Raw genomic sequence first — 16,377 nt, forward strand, 5'->3', positions numbered from 1 at the left:
GGGACAGGCCGCCACCGCGGGACGGGCCGCCGCCGCAGGACAGGCCGCCGCCGCAAGGCGGGGACGGACCGCCGCCGAGTGGGTGAGCGACGTGGGTAAGGCCGTCGCGGTCGGAGCACGGGGCCGTGGGTGGGGCGTGCACGGGTAGGGGCGGACCGCCGCCGCAGGACGGGGTGTTGCGCTCTGCGCAACGGCCGTTGCGGAAGGTGCCGGGCCGGGGCAGGATGCCGGGCATGACGCCGGAACCGCTGCCGGCCGCGCTGTCCGCGTCGGCCGCCCCCGTGCTGCCCGTCGTGGTCGTCGAGGACGCCGCCGACGCCGTACCGCTGGCGCGGGCGCTGGTCGCGGGCGGGCTGCGGGCCGTCGAGGTGACCCTGCGGACCCCGGCCGCGCTCGACGCGATCCGGGCGGTCGCCGCCGAGGTGCCGGAGTGCCTGGTCGGCGCGGGCACGGTCGTGTCGGCGCGGGCCGTGGCGGACGCCGTCGCGGCGGGCGCGCGGTTCCTGGTGAGCCCCGGCTGCACGGGCGGGCTGCTCGACGCGATGGAGGCGTCCGGGGTGCCGTACCTGCCCGGTGTCTCGACGGCGTCGGAGGCGCTGGCGCTGCTGGAGCGCGGGGTGCGGGAGATGAAGTTCTTCCCGGCGGGGGCGGCGGGCGGCGCCGCGTACCTGGCGGCGCTGGCCGGGCCGTTGCCGCAGGCGCGGTTCTGCCCGACGGGCGGCATCTCGGCGGTGTCGGCGCGGGAGTACCTGGCCCTGCCGAACGTCGACTGCGTGGGCGGTACGTGGGTGGCGCCGCCCGCCGCGCTCGCCGCCCGGGACTGGACGCGGATCACGTCCCTGGCGCGCGAGGCGGCGGCGCTCGGCGGGGCCCCGCCGGGCGGCGGTCAGCGCAGGTGTGACGTGTCGTTGAGGAGCCGGACCGAGGCGTTGCCGTCCCGGTAGTAGGCCACGGCCGAGAGGGACGCGGCGGACAGCTCCATCCGGAACAGCGCCTCGGGCGGGGCGCCCAGCGCCAGGCGGACCAGCGTCTTGATGGGCGTCACGTGCGTCACGACCAGGACGGTACGGCCCGCATGACGTTCCGTCAGCCGGTCGCGGACCGCGGCGACCCGGCGCGACACGGCCGCGAACGACTCGCCGCCCGTGGGGGCGGCCTTCGGTGAGGCGAGCCAGGCGTCCAGGTCGTCCGGGTAGCGCTCCTGCACCTCGGCGAAGGTCAGGCCCTCCCACGCCCCGAAGTCCGCCTCGCGCAGCCCGTCCTCGATCCGTACGTCGAGGCCGAGGCGCCCGGCGACGGTCAGCGCGGTCTGGCGGCAGCGCAGCATCGGCGAGGAGACGATCTCCTGCACGGTGCCGCGCGCGGCGAGCGCGGCGGCGGCGGCCTCGGCCTGCCGGCGCCCGGCGGGCGAGAGCTCCGGGTCCCCGCCGCCGCTGCCGGAGAACCGCTTCTCGGGCGTCAGCGCGGTCTCCCCGTGCCGCAGCAGGACGAACGTGGCGGGCGCCCCGAGGTCGGCGGGCGCGGCCCATCCGACGGAAGGCGTGGCGGGCGTCGCCGCCGCACCAGCGGAGGGCGCGGGCGCGGTCGCGGCGGGCACGGGGGCCGACCCGGACACGGGGGCGGGCGCGACGGGACCGGGCACGGTCGCGGTCGCGGCAGGGGCGGTCGCGGCGGGACCGGGGCTGCCGGTCGCCGTACCGCCGGACAGCGCGGCGGCGGGACCGGCGACCGCCTCCCGGTCCGCCGGCCCCGCCGCCCCGGTCAGGGCCGCCCGGGCCTTCGCCGCGCCCGCCGCCGCGTCGCCGACCACGCGGGCCGCGGTCGCGTCCAGGGCGGCGCGCGAGGTGGACGGTTGCCACTGGCGACCCTGGCGGCCCGCGTCCATCGCCTCGTTGGCGAGACGGTCCGCGTGCTTGTTGCGCTCGCGCGGGATCCACTCGTACGAGACCTGTCCGGGCGGGTAGATCCGGGCGGCCTCCGCCGCGAGCGGCTTCATGTCCGGGTGCTTGATCTTCCAGCGCCCGGACATCTGCTCGACGACCAGCTTGGAGTCCATCCGCACCCGCACCGACGCGTCCGGCGCCAGCTCGCGCGCCGCGCGCAGCCCGGCGAGGAGGCCCTTGTACTCGGCGACGTTGTTGGTGGCCACGCCGATGTACTCGGCGGCCTCCGCCAGGGCCTCGCCCGACACCGGGTCCAGGACCACCGCGCCGTACCCGGCCGGGCCCGGGTTGCCCCGGGAACCGCCGTCGGCCTCGACGATCAGCTCGCGCAGCCGCACCCCGCTCATTACAGGCCGGACTCCGCCGTGCGGACCAGGATGCGGCGGCAGTTCTCGCACCGCACGACGGTGTCGGCCGCGGCGGCCCGGACCTCGTTCACCTCGGTGATGTTCAGCTCGATGTGGCAGCCCTCGCAGCGGCGCTGGTACAGGCGGGCCGCGCCCACGCCGCCCTGCTGCCCCCGGATCTTCTCGTACAGCCCCATCAGGTCCGCCGGCACGGAACCGGCCACCAGCTCCCGCTCCTTGGCGACGGCCGCCGCCTCGGTGTCCAGCTCGTCCTGCGCGCGGTCGCGGCGGGCCGTCGCGTCGTCGACCTTCGCCTGCACGGAGGCGACGCGCTCGGTCAGCTCGTCCACCCGCTCCTGCGCGGACTCGCGGCGCTCCATGACCTCCAGGACGACGTCCTCCAGGTCCCCTTGGCGCTTCGACAGGGAGACGAGCTCCTTCTGGAGGTTCTCCAGGTCCTTCGGGGACGTGACGGCGCCCGAGTCGAGCCGCTGCTGGTCGCGGACGGCGCGCTGGCGGACCTGGTCCACGTCCTGCTCGGCCTTCTTCTGCTCGCGGGCGCAGTCGCTCTCCTCCGTCTGCGCGGCGACGAGCAGGTCCCTCAGCTGGGTGAGGTCCTTGGTCAGCGCCTCGATCTCGGCGTGCTCGGGCAGGGACCTGCGCTTGTGGGCGAGCTGCGACAGGCGCGTGTCGAGGGACTGGACGTCGAGGAGTCGGATCTGGTCGGCGGGCGCGGCGTTCAGTTGGGGGCTCCAGGGGAGGTGTGGTGAGCGGAGGGGGACGTGTGGTGGGCGGCCCACGGGTCGGTGACCGTCTTCGAGACGTGCACCCGCAGGTTCCAGCCGTGGCGGTCGGAGATCTCGTCGAGCTGGGAGGCGGCCAGTTCGCACCAGGGCCACTCGGTGGCCCAGTGGGCCGCGTCGACGAGGCCGAGCGGGGAGTGCTGGGTGGCCTCGGAGGCCGGGTGGTGGCGCAGGTCGGCGGTGAGGAACGCGTCGACGCGGGCCGCGCGGACGGCGTCGAACAGGCTGTCGCCGGAGCCGCCGCTGACGGCGACCCTGCGGACCGTCGCGTCGAGGTCGCCCGCGACGCGGATGCCCTGGGCGGTGGCGGGGAGCCGCTCGGCGGCGCGCGCCGCGAACGCGCGCAGCGTCTCCGGCGGGTCCACCTCGCAGATCCGGCCGAGGCCGTTCTCCGGTACGAGGGGGCCGACCACGCGCAGGTCGAGGGCGCCCGCGAGGGCGTCGGAGACACCGGGGTCGGCCGTGTCGGCGTTGGTGTGCGCGACGTGCAGGGCGATGTCGTGCTTGATGAGGGTGTGCACGACGCGGCCCTTGAAGTGGGAGGCCGCGACGGTGGTCGTCCCGCGCAGGTAGAGGGGGTGGTGGGTGACGACCAGCTGGGCGCCGAGCCGGACCGCCTCCTCGGCGACCTCCTGGACGGGGTCGACGGCGAAGAGGACGCGGTCGACCTCGGCGTCGGGGTCGCCGCAGACCGTGCCGACGGCGTCCCACTGCTCGGCCCGCTCGGGGGGCCAGAGGGCGTCGAGCTCGGCGAGGACTTCGGTAAGACGTGGCACGCCCCCAAGGCTACCCGCAACCCCGCCGGGCCCGGCCGCCCCGGTGGACCGCCCCGTACCGGCGGGGCCGGCACCCGGCGCGGAGGCGTCGCACGGACCGCACGGGCCGTGCGGAGCCGGTGGCTCCCGACGGGAACGGGAGCGGGCGCGCGGGATCCGGACCTTCGAGTTCCACTTAGGGCCGCCTTACCCCTCCGGGCCTCTGACCAGCACATCGACCCACTTTTCCTCAGCCAAACCCCGCGATGGCCACCCTTATGTGTGAAAGATGCGGGCTCGTGCCTTTCGGGTGGGTGCGCGAAAACTAGCGTCGGGGCCGGAGGTGACGAACCATGACAGCCTGTGCCATCGAGGGCACCGTCCGGGACGGTGACGCCGCGGTCGGCGGGACGGGGTTCGCGATCGCGGCGGACGGCTCCTACGCGGCCCGGCTGGCCGGTGAGGGCGAGGCGCTGTTCCCCGAGCGGTGGACGCTCGACGGACCGGAGCCGTACGCCGTTCCGCTGCCGCTCGGGCAGCCCGAGGACCCGCACGCCCAGCTGCTGCCGCTCACGGACGGCCGGGTCCTCATCGCGCGCCGGGTCGCCGGGAGGTGCCTGTTCTCGCTGCTGTACCCGGCGGGCCCGGGGACCGGTGAGCTGCCGCTCGGCGCGGTCGAGGCGGAGTCGGTGCGGCTGCTGCCGCCCGCCCCGGACGGGGTGTGCGCGTACGCGCTGGCGGTGAGCGGGCGTTCGACGGGCGTCTGGCGGGTGACGGGTGGCGCGTACGGGCCGGAGTACGTCGCCAAGATCCCGGGACACTGCTCGGGCGGGGTGTGGCTGGACCGGAAGGGGCGGCTGCTCGCGCTGGACCGGACGGTGGACGGCGGCCCGGTGAAGACCGTCACGGTGGACCTGGGGCGGGGCGGGGAGGTCACGCCCCTGCTGCAGCTCACGGAGGAGAGCCGGGACCGGCTGCTCCTGGCCGACCTGGACAGCGGGTTGGTGCTGATCCGTTCGGACGCGCCGTCGCCGGGGCGCGAGCGGCTGGGCTGGGGGGTGCTGGGCAGTGCGCGACCGGTGCGGTTCCCGGAGTGCCTGCGGTCGGCGGACGCGGTGCTGACGCCGTTCGCGGTACAGCCGGGGCAGGCGCTGACGCCGGAGGCGTGCGCGGTGGCGCTGCGCGTCGACGCGGCGGCCGGGAGCTGGGTCGGGCTGTGGCGCCCGGCGGCGCGGCGGCTGCTGCAACTCCCCGCGCCGGCCGGCTGGTTCGCGGGCACGGGGCTGTGGACGCGGGACGGGGCGCTGGCGCTGCCGTACGCGAACGCCTCGGTGCCGTGCGGGCTGGCGCGCGTGGGGGGTGCGGCGCAGGCGCTCGCACCGGAGGGAAGGGGGCGCACCAGACCGGCGGAACCCGCGGGTGGGAAGCAGCGCGGCCCGCTGGGGACCGTGGGGGTGCGCCGGCCGGTGCCGTTGCAGCAGGCGCCCCTCATGGGGCGTGCGATGCCCGGTTAGGCTCACGGGCCGCACGACAACGGCGAGCACCACGGGGTGACTTCACCACATGTCCGAGGCCGGCACCGACACGATCCGGGCGACGCGGGCGCACGGGGACGCCGGCGGCTCCGGAAGGCACCGCGGGGGCCCCGCGCCGGCGGAGGACGCGTCGGCGCGGCCGCACGGCCGCCACCGCAGGGAGTCCGGCCAGGGCGGCGGCACGGCGTGACGCCGGCCGTCGCGAGGCGGGAGGAGAGGGCCGTCCCGGGGTTCCGGGGCGGCCCTCGGTGCTTCCGCCGGCGGTCAGCGGGTCTCGACGGCGGTGTCCGCGAGGACCGGCGCGTCACCGCGTTCGACGGCGGTGGCGGAGACGTGGACGCGGCCTCCGTCGTCCCACATGCGGAAGCGGAGGGTCTCGCCGGGGAAGACGACGCCGGCGAAGCGGGCGCGGTACGCGCGGACGCGGGTGACGTCCCCGCCGAGCACCGTGTCGACGACGGCCTTCAGCGCCATGCCGTACGTGCACAGGCCGTGCAGGATCGGCCGGTCGAACCCGGCGAGCGCGGCGAACCCGGGGTCGGCGTGCAGCGGGTTCCAGTCGCCGGACAGCCGGTACAGCAGCGCCTGGTCCTCCCGTACGGGCCGCTCGACCGTCCGGTCCGGCGCCCGGTCGGGGACCCGGTCGGCGGCCGGGCGGGAGGGGCCGCGCTCGCCGCCGAACCCGCCCTCGCCGCGTACGAAGAGGTCCGCCTCGCTCGTCCACAGCGGCCCGTCGCCGTCGGCGGCCTCGCAGCGCAGCACGAGCACGGCGGCGGTGCCCTTGTCGTACGCGGCGGTGACGCGGGAGGTGGTGACGGCCCGCCCGCGCGCCGGGAGCGGGCGGTGCACGGCGACGCGCTGCCCGCCGTGGAGGACGGCGGCGAGGTCCACGTCGATCCCCGGCGCGGACAGCCCGGCGAGCACGCCCGCCCCGTCGCCGCCGGCGACGGTGGCGAAGGTCGGCAGCACGTGCAGCCGGGACTCCAGCGCGTAGCGCAGTTCGGCGGGGTCGGTGGCGGGGACGCCCGCGCCGATGCCGAGGTGGTAGAGCTGGACGTCCTTGTGGTCCCAGGCGATCGTGTCCGACCGGGGTTCGGCGGCCAGGGCCCGCGCGGCGTCGATGGGCATGGGCGGGCGCTCCTTGGGTGGGAGGGGACGGCTCCGGCCCGGCCTGTATAGCGCGCCGCCGGCCCCCGGGGAAGGAGGCGGCGGACCCGCGCCGGTGCGGCACGGGCCGGCGCCGGGTGGGTGCGGTACGGCCCCGGCGCCGGGAGGACCGGACACCGGGCGGACACCGTACGGACCGGACGCCGGGCGGGCACGGTAGGGACCGGACACCGAGCGGACACCGTACGGGCCGGGCGCCGGGCGGGCACGGTACGGGCCCCGCTCAGGTCGCGCGGGGCCCTCGCCGCGCCGGTCAGTCCGGCAGGAGCAGGTACAGGCGGGTGCCTCGGGGGCGGTAGCCGACGCGTTCGTACACGCGCCTGGACCCCTCCCCGGAGTACTCCAGCCACACCGAGCGGGCGCCCCGCGCCAGCAGGGACCCGGTGACGGCCGCGGTGACCGCGCCGGCGATGCCGCGTCCGCGGAACGCGGGCCGGGTGCCCACGCCGGCCGCCTCGGCGGTGCCCTCGGCGGGCGCCGAGCAGGTGGCGGCGCCCGCGCAGCCGCCGTCCGGCGCCCGGACGAAACGCACGGCGCCGCCGCCCTCCTGGACGCGGCGCAGCCGTGCCGCGCCTTCGGCGGACGGGGCGAACCCGCCGTCGAACGCCTCGGACAGGGCGGCGTCGACCGCGGCGTACTCCGCGTCCGTCGACGGGGCCCGCACCAGGGGCGCGGGGGCCGGCGGCGGGGTGAACGTGTCCGGTGCGCACACCAGGTACTCGTGCACCGCCTCCGTCGCGAACCCGGCCTCGCGCAGGGCGGGCGCCACCTCGGGCGCGGCGTCCGGCGCGAACTCCAGCCGGGGCGTGAGCCCGCGCTCCCGGAACGCCGCGACGAGCGCGGCGACGTCGCGGGCCGTGGGGCGCGCGCCGGGCAGTGGAGTGGCGTAGTTCAGGTACGGGCTGGTGGTGCCCGGGTCGATGCCGACGACGAAGCCTCCGGTCTCGACGACCGCGGGGCGGCGGCGGAGGTGGGCGACGGCGAAGCTCTGGACGTCTGTGTCCACGGTGGGGTGTCCTCACACAGGGATGTCGGGGATGTCGGTGGACCGGTGCGCGCGGGTGCGCACCACCACGACGTGGGGCCGCCGTGAGGGAAGCGGTCAGTGCCGACGGCGGCCGCTGGTGGACGCCGCGATCATGGGCTTCAGTCCCTTGGGTGAGGACGCGTGTGGTGCCGGACCCGGACACCCTGGCACGGCCCGGACCGGGGTCGCAACGCCTTTCCCCTCAGGCGCCTTCGCGCGCCGTCCCGCCCCGCGCCGGGGCGGAGGTCCGGCGGGGCAGCCAGAGGAGCATCAGCGCGGCGGCCACGAGGAGGACGGCCGCGCCGGTGCGGAAGGCGAGGGCGTACCCGGCGGTGAGGGCCTCCGGGGTGGCGGCCCCCGCCGCACCGGACGCGGCGACCGTCGACAGGACGGCCAGGCCGACCGCGCCGCCCATCGTGCGGGAGGTGTTGACCAGGCCCGACACGAGGCCCGCGTCGCCCGGCGCGGCCCCGGAGGTGGCCATCGCGGCGAGCGGCGTGAGGACCAGCCCGACCCCCGTCATCATCAGGATCCCGGGCCCCAGGATGTCCGTGGCGTACGTGCCGTCCACGTCCATCAGCGACTGCCAGGCGAAGCCGGTCGCGGTGATCAGCGCGCCGCCCACCGCGAGGGCCCGGGCGCCGAACCGCGGCATCAGGCGCGGCGCCAGCTTGGAGCCGGCGACGACCCCGGCCGAACTGGGCATCAGGGCGAGCCCGGCCTCCAGTGGGCGGTAGCCGAGGACGTTCTGCGCGTACAGCGTCAGGAAGAACCAGGACGCGAACGTCGCCGAGCCGATGACGAACAGCGCGACGTTCGCCGCCGACACCGCCCGCGCCCGGAACACCTTCAGCGGCACGAGCGGTTCGCGGGTACGGGACTCCACCGCCACGAACGCGGCCAGCAGCGCCACCCCGCCGAGCAGCGGCACCAGCGTCCGGGCCTCGGTCCAGCCGGCCTGCTCGGTCTGCACCACGCCGTACGCGAACACCGCGAGCCCGGCGGTCACGAGGACCGCGCCCGGCAGGTCCAGGCGACGCCCGGCGCCCGTGCGGGCCTCCCGCACCCACACGGCGCCCGCGATCAGCACGAGGGCACCGACGGGGACGTTGACGAGGAGGACCCAGCGCCAGTTCAGCAGGTCGGTGAGGAGGCCGCCGACGAGGCCGCCCGCCGCGCCGCCGCCCGCGCCGACCGCCGCCCACGTGCTGATGGCCCGCGTCCGGGCCGGGCCCTCCGGTACGGCGCTGGTGACGATGGTCAGCGTGGCCGGCGACAGCACGGCCGCGCCCAGCCCCTGCGCGGCGCGCGCGGCGAGCAACTGCCAGCCCTCCTGGGCGAGTCCGCCCGCCACGGAGGCGGCGGTGAACACCGCCAGGCCCAGCAGGAACATCCGCTTCCGCCCGAACAGGTCGGCGGCCCGCCCGCCGAGCAGCATGAACCCGGAGAAGGCTATGGAGTACGCGTTCACCACCCACTGCAACGCCAGCGCGGACATGCCGAGGTCGGCACGCATCGACGGCAGGGCGACGTTCACGACGGACACGTCGAGCACGACGAGGAACGTTCCGGCGCAGGCGGCGAGGATCACCGCCCAGGGGCGGGTGGGGAGTTGGGGTTCGGCGGCGACGGCGGGGGCGGGGGTTCCGGTACGGGTCTGGGCCATGCCCGTCATGGTCGCAGTTGGCCGGAGCCCCGTACATCCCGGTGTCGCCGCACGGGGAGCGCGCCCCGGGGCCCGGACCCGCGGCACCGCCGGGCGCCCGCGCGGCGCGGTCCGCCGTTCGCGCCGGTCGCACCCGCCCGCCCCGGCGGACGGCCTGCCCGCACCGGCGGACGGCCTGCCCCGGCGGTCTGCCCGTACCGGCGGGCGGCCCGCCCGTACCGGCCGGGGCGGCGTCGTCCGGCGGCGGGGCGTGGGGGACGATGGGCCTCCGTTCGCCCGTACGACCTGGAGGACCCCGACCATGAGCGCCGCACCCACCCCGGAGCAGACGCCGGAGCCGTCGCCGGAGACGCTCGCCGCGTTCGAGGCGGCCAAGGGGTTCATGCCCGTGCGGGAGGGGCTCGCGCTGTACGCGGCGGCCGTCGAGGCGGGACGGCTGGGGCTCCCGCTGCTGGAGGTCGGCACGTACTGCGGGCGCTCCACGATCCTGCTGGCCGACGCGGCGCGGGCGGCCGGCACCGTGGCCGTCACGGTCGACCACCACCGGGGCAGCGAGGAGCAGCAGCCGGGCTGGGAGTACCACGACCCGACCCTCGTGGACCCCGAGGTGGGCCTGATGGACACGCTGCCGGCGTTCCGGCGCACCCTGCACGCGGCCGGGCTGGAGGAGCACGTCATCGCCGTGGTCGGCCGGTCGCCGCAGGTGGCGCGGGTGTGGGCCGGGCAGGTGGGGCTGGTCTTCGTCGACGGCGGGCACACCGACGAGCACGCGGTGAACGACTACGAGGGGTGGGCGCCGCACGTCGCGGAGGGCGGGCTGCTCGTCATCCACGACGTGTTCCCCGACCCGGCGGACGGCGGCCAGGCGCCGTACCGGATCTACCTGCGGGCGCTGGAGTCGGGGGCGTTCACGGAGGTGTCCGCGACGGACTCGCTGCGGGTACTGCGCCGAACGGCCCCCGGGACCCGAGCCGGAACGCCTGCCACCGCTTAGGCTCGCCCGCGTGTACGACGACGACGCGCACCAGCGCACCCGCCTCCGGAAGGCCGTCCTCCTGGCCGCCGTGCCGCTCGCCGCGGCCGCCCTGCTCGCCGGGGGGTGGGCCGTGACGGGAGCGGCGTCCGGCGGGCCGCCGGGCGTCGGCCGGGGAGACGGGCCGGGCGCCGACGGCCGGGGAGACGGCGCCGCGTCCGCTCCGGCCGGCGCGTTCCCCTCCGCCGGTGCGTCCGCGTCCGCGCCGCTCGCGGGCAAGGTCGTCGTGATCGACCCAGGTCACAATCCGAGGAATTTTCAGCACCCCTCGGAGATCAACGAGAAGGTGGATATCGGGACCGGTCACAAGGAGTGCGACACGACCGGCACTTCCACCCGGGACGGTTACGCGGAGGCGGCGTTCACCCTCGACGTCTCCCACCGGCTCCGCGCGGCCCTCCAGCGCCTCGGGGCCACCGTGGAGCTGACGCACGACGCCGACCGGCCCTTCGGCCCGTGCATCGACGAGCGCGCCCGCATCGGCAACGGGGCGGGCGGCGGGCGGGGCGCCGACGCCGTCGTCTCCGTCCACGCGGACGGCTCGGCGGCCGGCCACCGGGGCCACCACGTGATCCTCCCGGGCCTGGTCAAGGCGGGTGCGGCCGATACGGCGCCGATCGTCGCGCCGTCGCGCGCGCTCGGCGAGCGCGTCGCGGCCGAGTTCGCCCGGGCGACCGGTTCCGCCCCGGCCAACTACCTGGGCGGGGGTACGGGGTTGGTCGTCCGCGAGGACCTCGGCGGGCTGAACCTGTCGACCGTGCCCAAGGTGTTCGTCGAGTGCGGCAACATGCGCGACCCGCAGGACGCCGCGGCGCTGTCCGACGCGGCGTGGCGGCAGAAGGCCGCCCAGGGGATCGCGAACGGGGTCAGCACCTACCTCCTCCGGTAGGCCGTACGGACGATACATTCGTCCGTACGATGGGGCGCCCCCCGTGTTTCGCGCCACCCCTGACGACGACACGAACCGACGAAGGACTTTTCACGTGAACATCCGCTCCCTCACTCGAGGCGATGGCGTGGTGATCGGAGCAGCGGTGGTGCTGTTCATCGCCTCGTTCCTCGGCCTGAGCAGCATCGACTGCCCCAGCGGGCTCGACTGCTCGAACTACGACGTGCCCAACGCCTGGGACAGCCTCGGCCTGCTGATGAGCATGTTCCTCGCGGGCGTCATCGGCGCGGCGCTGATCGTCCTCGCGCGGGCCGTGCCGGGACGCAGGGTGGCCGGGCTGGACCTGGGGCAGTTCGGTGTCGCCTTCACCGTCTTCTCGCTGTGGACGGCGTTCTGGACCATCATCGACGTGAGCTCCGCGGGCGCCGGTCTGATCCTCGGCCTGCTCGCCGCCATCGTGCTCGCCGCGGGCGCGGTGGCCTCCCCGCTGGTCCCGGCCCTGAAGGCGCCGCTGATGGGCGCGCCGCGCCCGCAGGCCCCGCAGCCGTACGGCGCCCAGCCGGGCGTGACGGGCGGCGCCGGCTACGGCTACCCGGGCGTCCAGCCGGGCGGTACGGGCGGCTACGGCTACCCGGCCGGCGGCCAGCCCGGCCCGGTGGACGCCCAGCAGCCGCAGCCCGACCAGCACGGCGCTCCGGCCACGGCCCAGCACGGCGCGCCGGCCGGGGACTTCGCCCCGTTCTGGTTCGCCGTGCCGGTGGCGCGTCCGCTGTACGCCGAGGACGGCTCGCCGACGCCGATCGCCGAGCTGGCGCCGGGCACCTGGTACCTGGCCGTGGAGCAGCGCGGCGCGGCCCTGGTCGCGCAGACGCAGGACGGCCGCCGCGGCGTCCTTCAGGACACGACGGGCATCCAGCGCGGCTGACCCCGCGCCCCGTGTCGTACGACGGGCCCGCCCACCGCGCCGAGAGGCCGGTGGGCGGGCCCGTTCGCGTGGCCGTCCCCCCGCGGGGTCAGCAGCAGCCCGGCGGCAGGCCGGCCGGCAGGCGCTCGCCGCCGAACACGGCCGCCGTCGCCTCGTCGCCGCCGAGCGCGGCGACCGCGAGGAGCAGCGAGCCCGCCGTCCAGGTGGTGAGCTCCTCGGGCCAGACCGCGCGGTTGCCCTCGAAGACGTACCCGGTCCAGTACAGGCCGCCCTCGGCGCGCAGGTGGCCGATGGAGCGCAGGATGTCCACGGCCCGGTCGGACTCCCCCATCGCCCAGAGGGTGAGGGCGAGTTCGCAGCTCTCGCCGCCGGTGACCCACGGGTTGGGGACGACGCACCGCACGCCGAGGCCGGGAACGACGAACTCGTCCCAGCGGCTCTCGATGCGCTCCTTGGCCGCCGCGCCGGTGACGGCGCCGCCGAGGACCGGGTAGTACCAGTCCATCGAGTAGCGGCTCTTGTCGAGGAACCGCTCCGGGTGGCGGGCGACGGCGTGGGCGAGGGCGCCGGTGGCGAGCTCCCAGTCCGGCTGGGGCTCCTCGCGGTGCTCGGCGATGGCGAGGGCGCAGCGCAGGGCGTGGTGGACGGAGGAGCTGCCGGTGAGCAGGGCGTCCGTGACGGGCGTGCCGTCCGCCTCCCGCTTCCAGCCGACCTGCCCGCCGGGCTGCTGGAGGCGCAGGACGAACTCGACGGCGGCGCGGACGACGGGCCACATCCGGTCGAGGAACGCCTCGTCGCCGGTGGTCAGGTAGTGGTGCCAGACGCCGACGGCCACGTACGCGCAGAAGTTGGACTCGCGGGCGAGGTCCGTCGGCCGGTCGGCGTCGCCGTCGTGGTAGGCGGCGTACCAGGAGCCGTCCGGGTTCTGGTGGCGGGCGAGCCACGCGTAGGCGCGGGCGGCGGCGTCGTGCTCCCCGGCGGCGTCGAGGGCCATGGCGGCCTCGGTGTGGTCCCACGGGTCGAGGTGGTGGCCGCGGAACCAGGGGATGGCGCCGCTGGAGCGCTGGGCGGCGAGGATGCCGGCGACGGTCTCGGCGGCCTGCCCGGCGGTCAGCACGCCGGGCAGGGTGAGGTGTTCGGTGCGCTCGGGCGGCGTCACAGCGCGGCGTCCGCCGGGAGGTGGGGCTTGGTCGCGTACACCACGAAGCTCTTGCCGAGGACGGGGTTGAGGGCCCGCTCGGCGAGCCGGGTGGCCAGCGGCTTCTTCATGATGTCCCAGACCAGCAGCTTGTGGTACGCGCGGACGGGCAGCGCCCGGTCGTTGTCCACGCCGAACGCGCACTTCAGCCACCAGTACGGGGAGTGCAGGGCGTGCGCGTGGTGGCTGCCGTACGGGCGGAGGCCGGCCTCGCGGATCCGGCCGAGGAGCTCGTCGGCCCTGTAGATGCGGATGTGGCCGCCCTCGACCTCGTGGTAGGCGTCGGACAGGGCCCAGCAGACCTTCTCGGGACCGTAGCGGGGGACCGTGACGGCGATGCGGCCGCCCGGCTTGAGGACGCGGACCATCTCGGCGAGGACGCCCTTGTCGTCGGGGATGTGCTCCATCACCTCGGAGATGATCACCACGTCGAACGAGGCGTCGGGGAAGGGCAGGTTGAGGGCGTCGCCCTCCATCGCGGTGGCGGTGGCGCCGGCCGGGGCCTCACCGGCCTCCTTCATGGCGGCGAACCACTTGGCGACCTCGCGGACCTCCTCGCCGTTCCGGTCGAGGGCCACGACCCGCGCCCCGCGCCGGTAGCACTCGAACGCGTGCCGCCCGGCACCGCAGCCGAGGTCGAGCACGCGGTCGCCGGGGGCGAGCGGGAAGCGGGTGAAGTCGACGGTCAGCACGTGCGGGGCCTGCTTTCACGGTCCGTGGCGGGGGACGGGGGTGCGGGGGGCGGGGGCGTCATCGGCGCGCTCCGTGCGCGGCGACGGCCTCGCGGTAGTGGTCCGCGGTGCCCTGCGCGGCGCGGGCCCAGGTGAAGCGGTCCAGGACCCGGGCGCGCCCGGCGGCGCCGAGGCGGGCGCGCAGCGCGGTGCCGTCGGGGCCGAGGAGGCGGCCGAGCGCGGCGGCCAGGGCGCCGGCGTCGCCGGGCGGCACGGCCAGGCACGTCTCGCCGTCCGGTCCGGCGACCTCCGGGATGGCGCCGCCGGTCGTGGCGACCAGGGGCGTGCCGGTGGCCATGGCCTCGGCGGCGGGCAGCGAGAACCCCTCGTACAGGGACGGGACGCAGGCGACCTGGGCGCTGCGCACGAGGTCGACGAGTTCGGCGTCGCCGATGCCCTTGACGAACCGGACGGCGCCGTCGAGGCCGTACCGCTCGATGGCGCGGGCGACGGGGCCGTCCTCGGCGCGCTTGCCGACGACGACGAGGTGCGCGCCGGGGACCTCGGTGCGCAGCTTGGCGAGCGCCTCGACCAGGTGCACGAGGCCCTTGAGGGGCACGTCGGCGCTGGAGGTGGTGACGATCCGGCCGGGGACCTCGGCGACGGACGGGTCCGGGGACCACAGGTCCGTGTCGGCGCCGATGGGGACGACGTGGACGCGGTCGGGGCGCACGCCGAGGTGGTCGACGATCTCCTGGCGGGAGGAGCCGGAGACGGTGAGGACGGACGGCAGGCGGCGCGCGACGCGCTTCTGCATGCGCGTGAAGGCGTACCAGCGGCGCACGGAGGCGCGGCGCTTCCAGTCGCGGGCGGCGTCCAGCTCCAGTTGCCGGTCGACGGTGACGGGGTGGTGGATCGTGGTGACCAGCGGCGCGCCGAGCGGGGCGAGGAGCCCGTAGCCGAGGGTCTGGTTGTCGTGGACCACGTCGAAGTCGCCGCGGCGGGCGGCCAGCAGGCGCCGGGCGCGCAGGGAGAACGTGAGCGGCTCGGGGAAGCCGCCGGTCCACATGGTGGCGACCTCCAGGGCGTCGATCCAGTCGCGGTACTCGTCGCGCCGGGGGGTGCGGAACGGGTCGGGCTGCCGGTACAGGTCGAGGCTGGGCAGCTCGGTGAGCGTGACGCTCCCCTCCCCCGTCCGGGAGCCGTCCCCTCCGCCGACCGCGTCGAGGACCGGGTACGGCTGGGATCCGATCACCTCGACGGTGTGGCCGAGGCGGGCCAGCTCGCGGGAGAGGTGCCGCACGTAGACGCCCTGGCCGCCGCAGAACGGGTTTCCCTTGTACGTGAGGAGGGCGATGCGCAGCGGGCCTTCCCCACCGGCTGCTGCGCCCGCCCGGGGGCCTGCTGCTACGGCCTCAGCGGTCACTCGCGGCCCCTTCCATCCCTGCGCTCCGGCGGAGCGTAACCGGTCGCGCTAATCTAGAACAAGTTTCAGAGTTGGCCGTTCTCGGGCGCTCGGAGGAGCTTCGAATCTACCGGCAGGTAGCGCCCCTGTGAGGACCGGAACAGGTGATTCGCGCCACGGCGGGGGCCGGGCCATACTGTCGCGCACCACGGCACGGAACACGACGGCGCGGAAACGTCCGACGCACGGATCGACGGGGACCTATGACAGTGGAAGGCAGGCCGGGGTCACCGCCCCTGACCGCGCGGCAGGAGGCGCGCCGCCGCCGCATCCTCCACGCCAGCGCGCGGCTGGCGGGCCGCGGCGGCTTCGACGCCGTGCAGATGCGGGAGGTCGCGGAGGCGGCGGAGGTCGCCCTGGGCACGCTGTACCGCTACTTCCCCTCCAAGGTCCACCTGCTGGTCGCCACGATGCAGGACCAGCTCGACGCCCTCCACGCGACGCTGCGCAGGCGGCCCCCGGCCGGGGAGAGCGCCGCGGAGCGGGTCGCCGAGACGCTGATGCGGGCGTTTCGCGCGCTGCAACGGGAGCCGCAGTTGGCGGACGCGATGGTGCGGGCTCTGACGTTCGCCGACCGGAGCGTGAGCGCGGAGGTGGACACCGTGTCGCGGCGGACGACGGCCATCATCCTGGACGCCATGCGGCTGGAGCACCCGACGCCGCAGCAGCTCGCGGCGGTCCGCGTCATCGAGCACACCTGGCATTCGGCGCTGGTCACCTGGCTGTCCGGGCGGGCGTCGATCGCGCAGGTGCGGCTGGACATCGAGACGGCGTGCCGGCTGATCGACGGCCCCGAGGCGGCCGGGGAGCGCCCTCGGGCCGCCAGGTGACCCGCGGGTAGAGTGTGCCCGTCGTTTCATGCCCGTACGGGGGGAAGCCGGTGCGAATCCGGCGCTGACCCCGCAGCCGTGAGCCGCCCCGCGCGGCGAGCCGGAATGCCTCGTCACGGGTCT

The 16,377-nt window shown here is 76.3% G+C and carries 15 protein-coding genes and 1 riboswitch; of the genes, 6 read left to right on the forward strand and 9 right to left on the reverse strand.

Annotation, left to right across the window (positions count from 1 at the left end):
• Window positions 1–233: 233 nt before the first annotated feature.
• On the forward strand, window positions 234–944 hold the full coding sequence (gene eda, locus RND61_RS16425) for a bifunctional 4-hydroxy-2-oxoglutarate aldolase/2-dehydro-3-deoxy-phosphogluconate aldolase (protein WP_315878703.1): 711 nt from the start codon (window positions 234–236) through the stop codon (window positions 942–944).
• On the opposite strand, the gene RND61_RS16430 is transcribed toward eda, so the two are convergent.
• From RND61_RS16430 to RND61_RS16440, 3 genes are read right to left on the reverse strand one after another with little or no spacing between them, the layout of a single operon-like run.
• On the reverse strand, window positions 887–2,290 hold the full coding sequence (locus tag RND61_RS16430; RefSeq protein WP_315878704.1) for a bifunctional RNase H/acid phosphatase: 1,404 nt from the start codon (window positions 2,288–2,290) through the stop codon (window positions 887–889). The two genes, eda and RND61_RS16430, sit on opposite strands and share 58 nt — an antisense overlap.
• On the reverse strand, window positions 2,290–3,033 hold the full coding sequence (locus tag RND61_RS16435; protein WP_315878756.1) for a zinc ribbon domain-containing protein: 744 nt from the start codon (window positions 3,031–3,033) through the stop codon (window positions 2,290–2,292). Before RND61_RS16435 ends, RND61_RS16430 begins: the two co-directional genes overlap by 1 nt.
• The gene (locus RND61_RS16440) at window positions 3,030–3,869 is read right to left on the reverse strand and encodes a Nif3-like dinuclear metal center hexameric protein (RefSeq protein WP_315878705.1); all 840 of its coding nucleotides are present in this window, start codon (window positions 3,867–3,869) and stop codon (window positions 3,030–3,032) included. Before RND61_RS16440 ends, RND61_RS16435 begins: the two co-directional genes overlap by 4 nt.
• Window positions 3,870–4,201: 332 nt before the next feature.
• Between RND61_RS16440 and RND61_RS16445 the strand changes: the two genes are divergently transcribed.
• A complete protein-coding gene (locus RND61_RS16445; RefSeq protein ID WP_315878706.1) occupies window positions 4,202–5,362 on the forward strand; it encodes a hypothetical protein in 1,161 nt (386 codons plus the stop codon).
• Between the two features lie 285 nt (window positions 5,363–5,647).
• On the opposite strand, the gene RND61_RS16450 is transcribed toward RND61_RS16445, so the two are convergent.
• The 3 genes from RND61_RS16450 to RND61_RS16460 all read right to left on the reverse strand — a co-directional run bounded on the left by RND61_RS16450 (window position 5,648) and on the right by RND61_RS16460 (window position 9,252).
• Window positions 5,648–6,511, reverse strand: coding sequence for a MaoC/PaaZ C-terminal domain-containing protein (locus RND61_RS16450; RefSeq protein ID WP_315878707.1), 864 nt, complete (start codon window positions 6,509–6,511; stop codon window positions 5,648–5,650).
• 292 nt (window positions 6,512–6,803) lie between these two features.
• On the reverse strand, window positions 6,804–7,556 hold the full coding sequence (locus RND61_RS16455; RefSeq protein ID WP_315878708.1) for a GNAT family N-acetyltransferase: 753 nt from the start codon (window positions 7,554–7,556) through the stop codon (window positions 6,804–6,806).
• 223 nt (window positions 7,557–7,779) lie between these two features.
• Window positions 7,780–9,252, reverse strand: a complete 1,473-nt coding sequence (locus RND61_RS16460) for an MFS transporter (protein WP_315878709.1) — start codon at window positions 9,250–9,252, stop codon at window positions 7,780–7,782.
• Between the two features lie 292 nt (window positions 9,253–9,544).
• Here RND61_RS16460 and RND61_RS16465 point away from each other — a divergent pair, with 292 nt between their 5' ends.
• The 3 genes from RND61_RS16465 (at window position 9,545) to RND61_RS16475 (ending at window position 12,090) form a co-directional block, all read left to right on the forward strand.
• The gene (locus RND61_RS16465) at window positions 9,545–10,237 is read left to right on the forward strand and encodes a class I SAM-dependent methyltransferase (RefSeq protein ID WP_315878710.1); all 693 of its coding nucleotides are present in this window, start codon (window positions 9,545–9,547) and stop codon (window positions 10,235–10,237) included.
• A gap of 10 nt (window positions 10,238–10,247) precedes the next feature.
• Window positions 10,248–11,165: an N-acetylmuramoyl-L-alanine amidase family protein gene (locus tag RND61_RS16470; protein ID WP_315878711.1), complete on the forward strand. Its 918-nt coding sequence runs from the start codon at window positions 10,248–10,250 to the stop codon at window positions 11,163–11,165.
• Between the two features lie 94 nt (window positions 11,166–11,259).
• On the forward strand, window positions 11,260–12,090 hold the full coding sequence (locus RND61_RS16475; protein WP_315878712.1) for a DUF5336 domain-containing protein: 831 nt from the start codon (window positions 11,260–11,262) through the stop codon (window positions 12,088–12,090).
• A gap of 88 nt (window positions 12,091–12,178) precedes the next feature.
• On the opposite strand, the gene RND61_RS16480 is transcribed toward RND61_RS16475, so the two are convergent.
• From RND61_RS16480 to RND61_RS16490, 3 genes are read right to left on the reverse strand one after another with little or no spacing between them, the layout of a single operon-like run.
• On the reverse strand, window positions 12,179–13,249 hold the full coding sequence (locus RND61_RS16480; protein ID WP_315878713.1) for a prenyltransferase: 1,071 nt from the start codon (window positions 13,247–13,249) through the stop codon (window positions 12,179–12,181).
• Entirely contained in the window at window positions 13,246–13,980 is a 735-nt protein-coding gene (locus RND61_RS16485) for a class I SAM-dependent methyltransferase (RefSeq protein ID WP_315878714.1), read from the reverse strand. Before RND61_RS16485 ends, RND61_RS16480 begins: the two co-directional genes overlap by 4 nt.
• A gap of 58 nt (window positions 13,981–14,038) precedes the next feature.
• Window positions 14,039–15,385, reverse strand: coding sequence for a glycosyltransferase family 4 protein (locus RND61_RS16490; RefSeq protein WP_315878715.1), 1,347 nt, complete (start codon window positions 15,383–15,385; stop codon window positions 14,039–14,041).
• A gap of 242 nt (window positions 15,386–15,627) precedes the next feature.
• On the opposite strand from RND61_RS16490, the gene RND61_RS16495 reads away from it, so the two are divergent.
• Window positions 15,628–16,254 (forward strand): TetR family transcriptional regulator, encoded by a 627-nt coding sequence (locus RND61_RS16495; protein WP_315878716.1) that lies wholly within the window; start codon window positions 15,628–15,630, stop codon window positions 16,252–16,254.
• Window positions 16,255–16,295: 41 nt separating this feature from the next.
• Window positions 16,296–16,364: riboswitch (cobalamin riboswitch) on the forward strand.
• Window positions 16,365–16,377: the final 13 nt, after the last annotated feature.

This window comes from Streptomyces tamarix (assembly GCF_032423885.1).
In the GTDB taxonomy this organism is placed as follows: domain Bacteria; phylum Actinomycetota; class Actinomycetes; order Streptomycetales; family Streptomycetaceae; genus Streptomyces; species Streptomyces tamarix.

Coding starts and splice junctions, on each gene's coding strand:
- RND61_RS16450 (WP_315878707.1), bottom strand. CDS start 6,511: ATGCCCATCGACGCCGCGCGGGCCCTGGCCGCCGAACCCCGGTCGGAC.
- RND61_RS16495 (WP_315878716.1), top strand. CDS start 15,628: ATGACAGTGGAAGGCAGGCCGGGGTCACCGCCCCTGACCGCGCGGCAG.
- RND61_RS16465 (WP_315878710.1), top strand. CDS start 9,545: ATGAGCGCCGCACCCACCCCGGAGCAGACGCCGGAGCCGTCGCCGGAG.
- eda (WP_315878703.1), top strand. CDS start 234: ATGACGCCGGAACCGCTGCCGGCCGCGCTGTCCGCGTCGGCCGCCCCC.
- RND61_RS16460 (WP_315878709.1), bottom strand. CDS start 9,252: ATGACGGGCATGGCCCAGACCCGTACCGGAACCCCCGCCCCCGCCGTC.
- RND61_RS16445 (WP_315878706.1), top strand. CDS start 4,202: ATGACAGCCTGTGCCATCGAGGGCACCGTCCGGGACGGTGACGCCGCG.
- RND61_RS16430 (WP_315878704.1), bottom strand. CDS start 2,290: ATGAGCGGGGTGCGGCTGCGCGAGCTGATCGTCGAGGCCGACGGCGGT.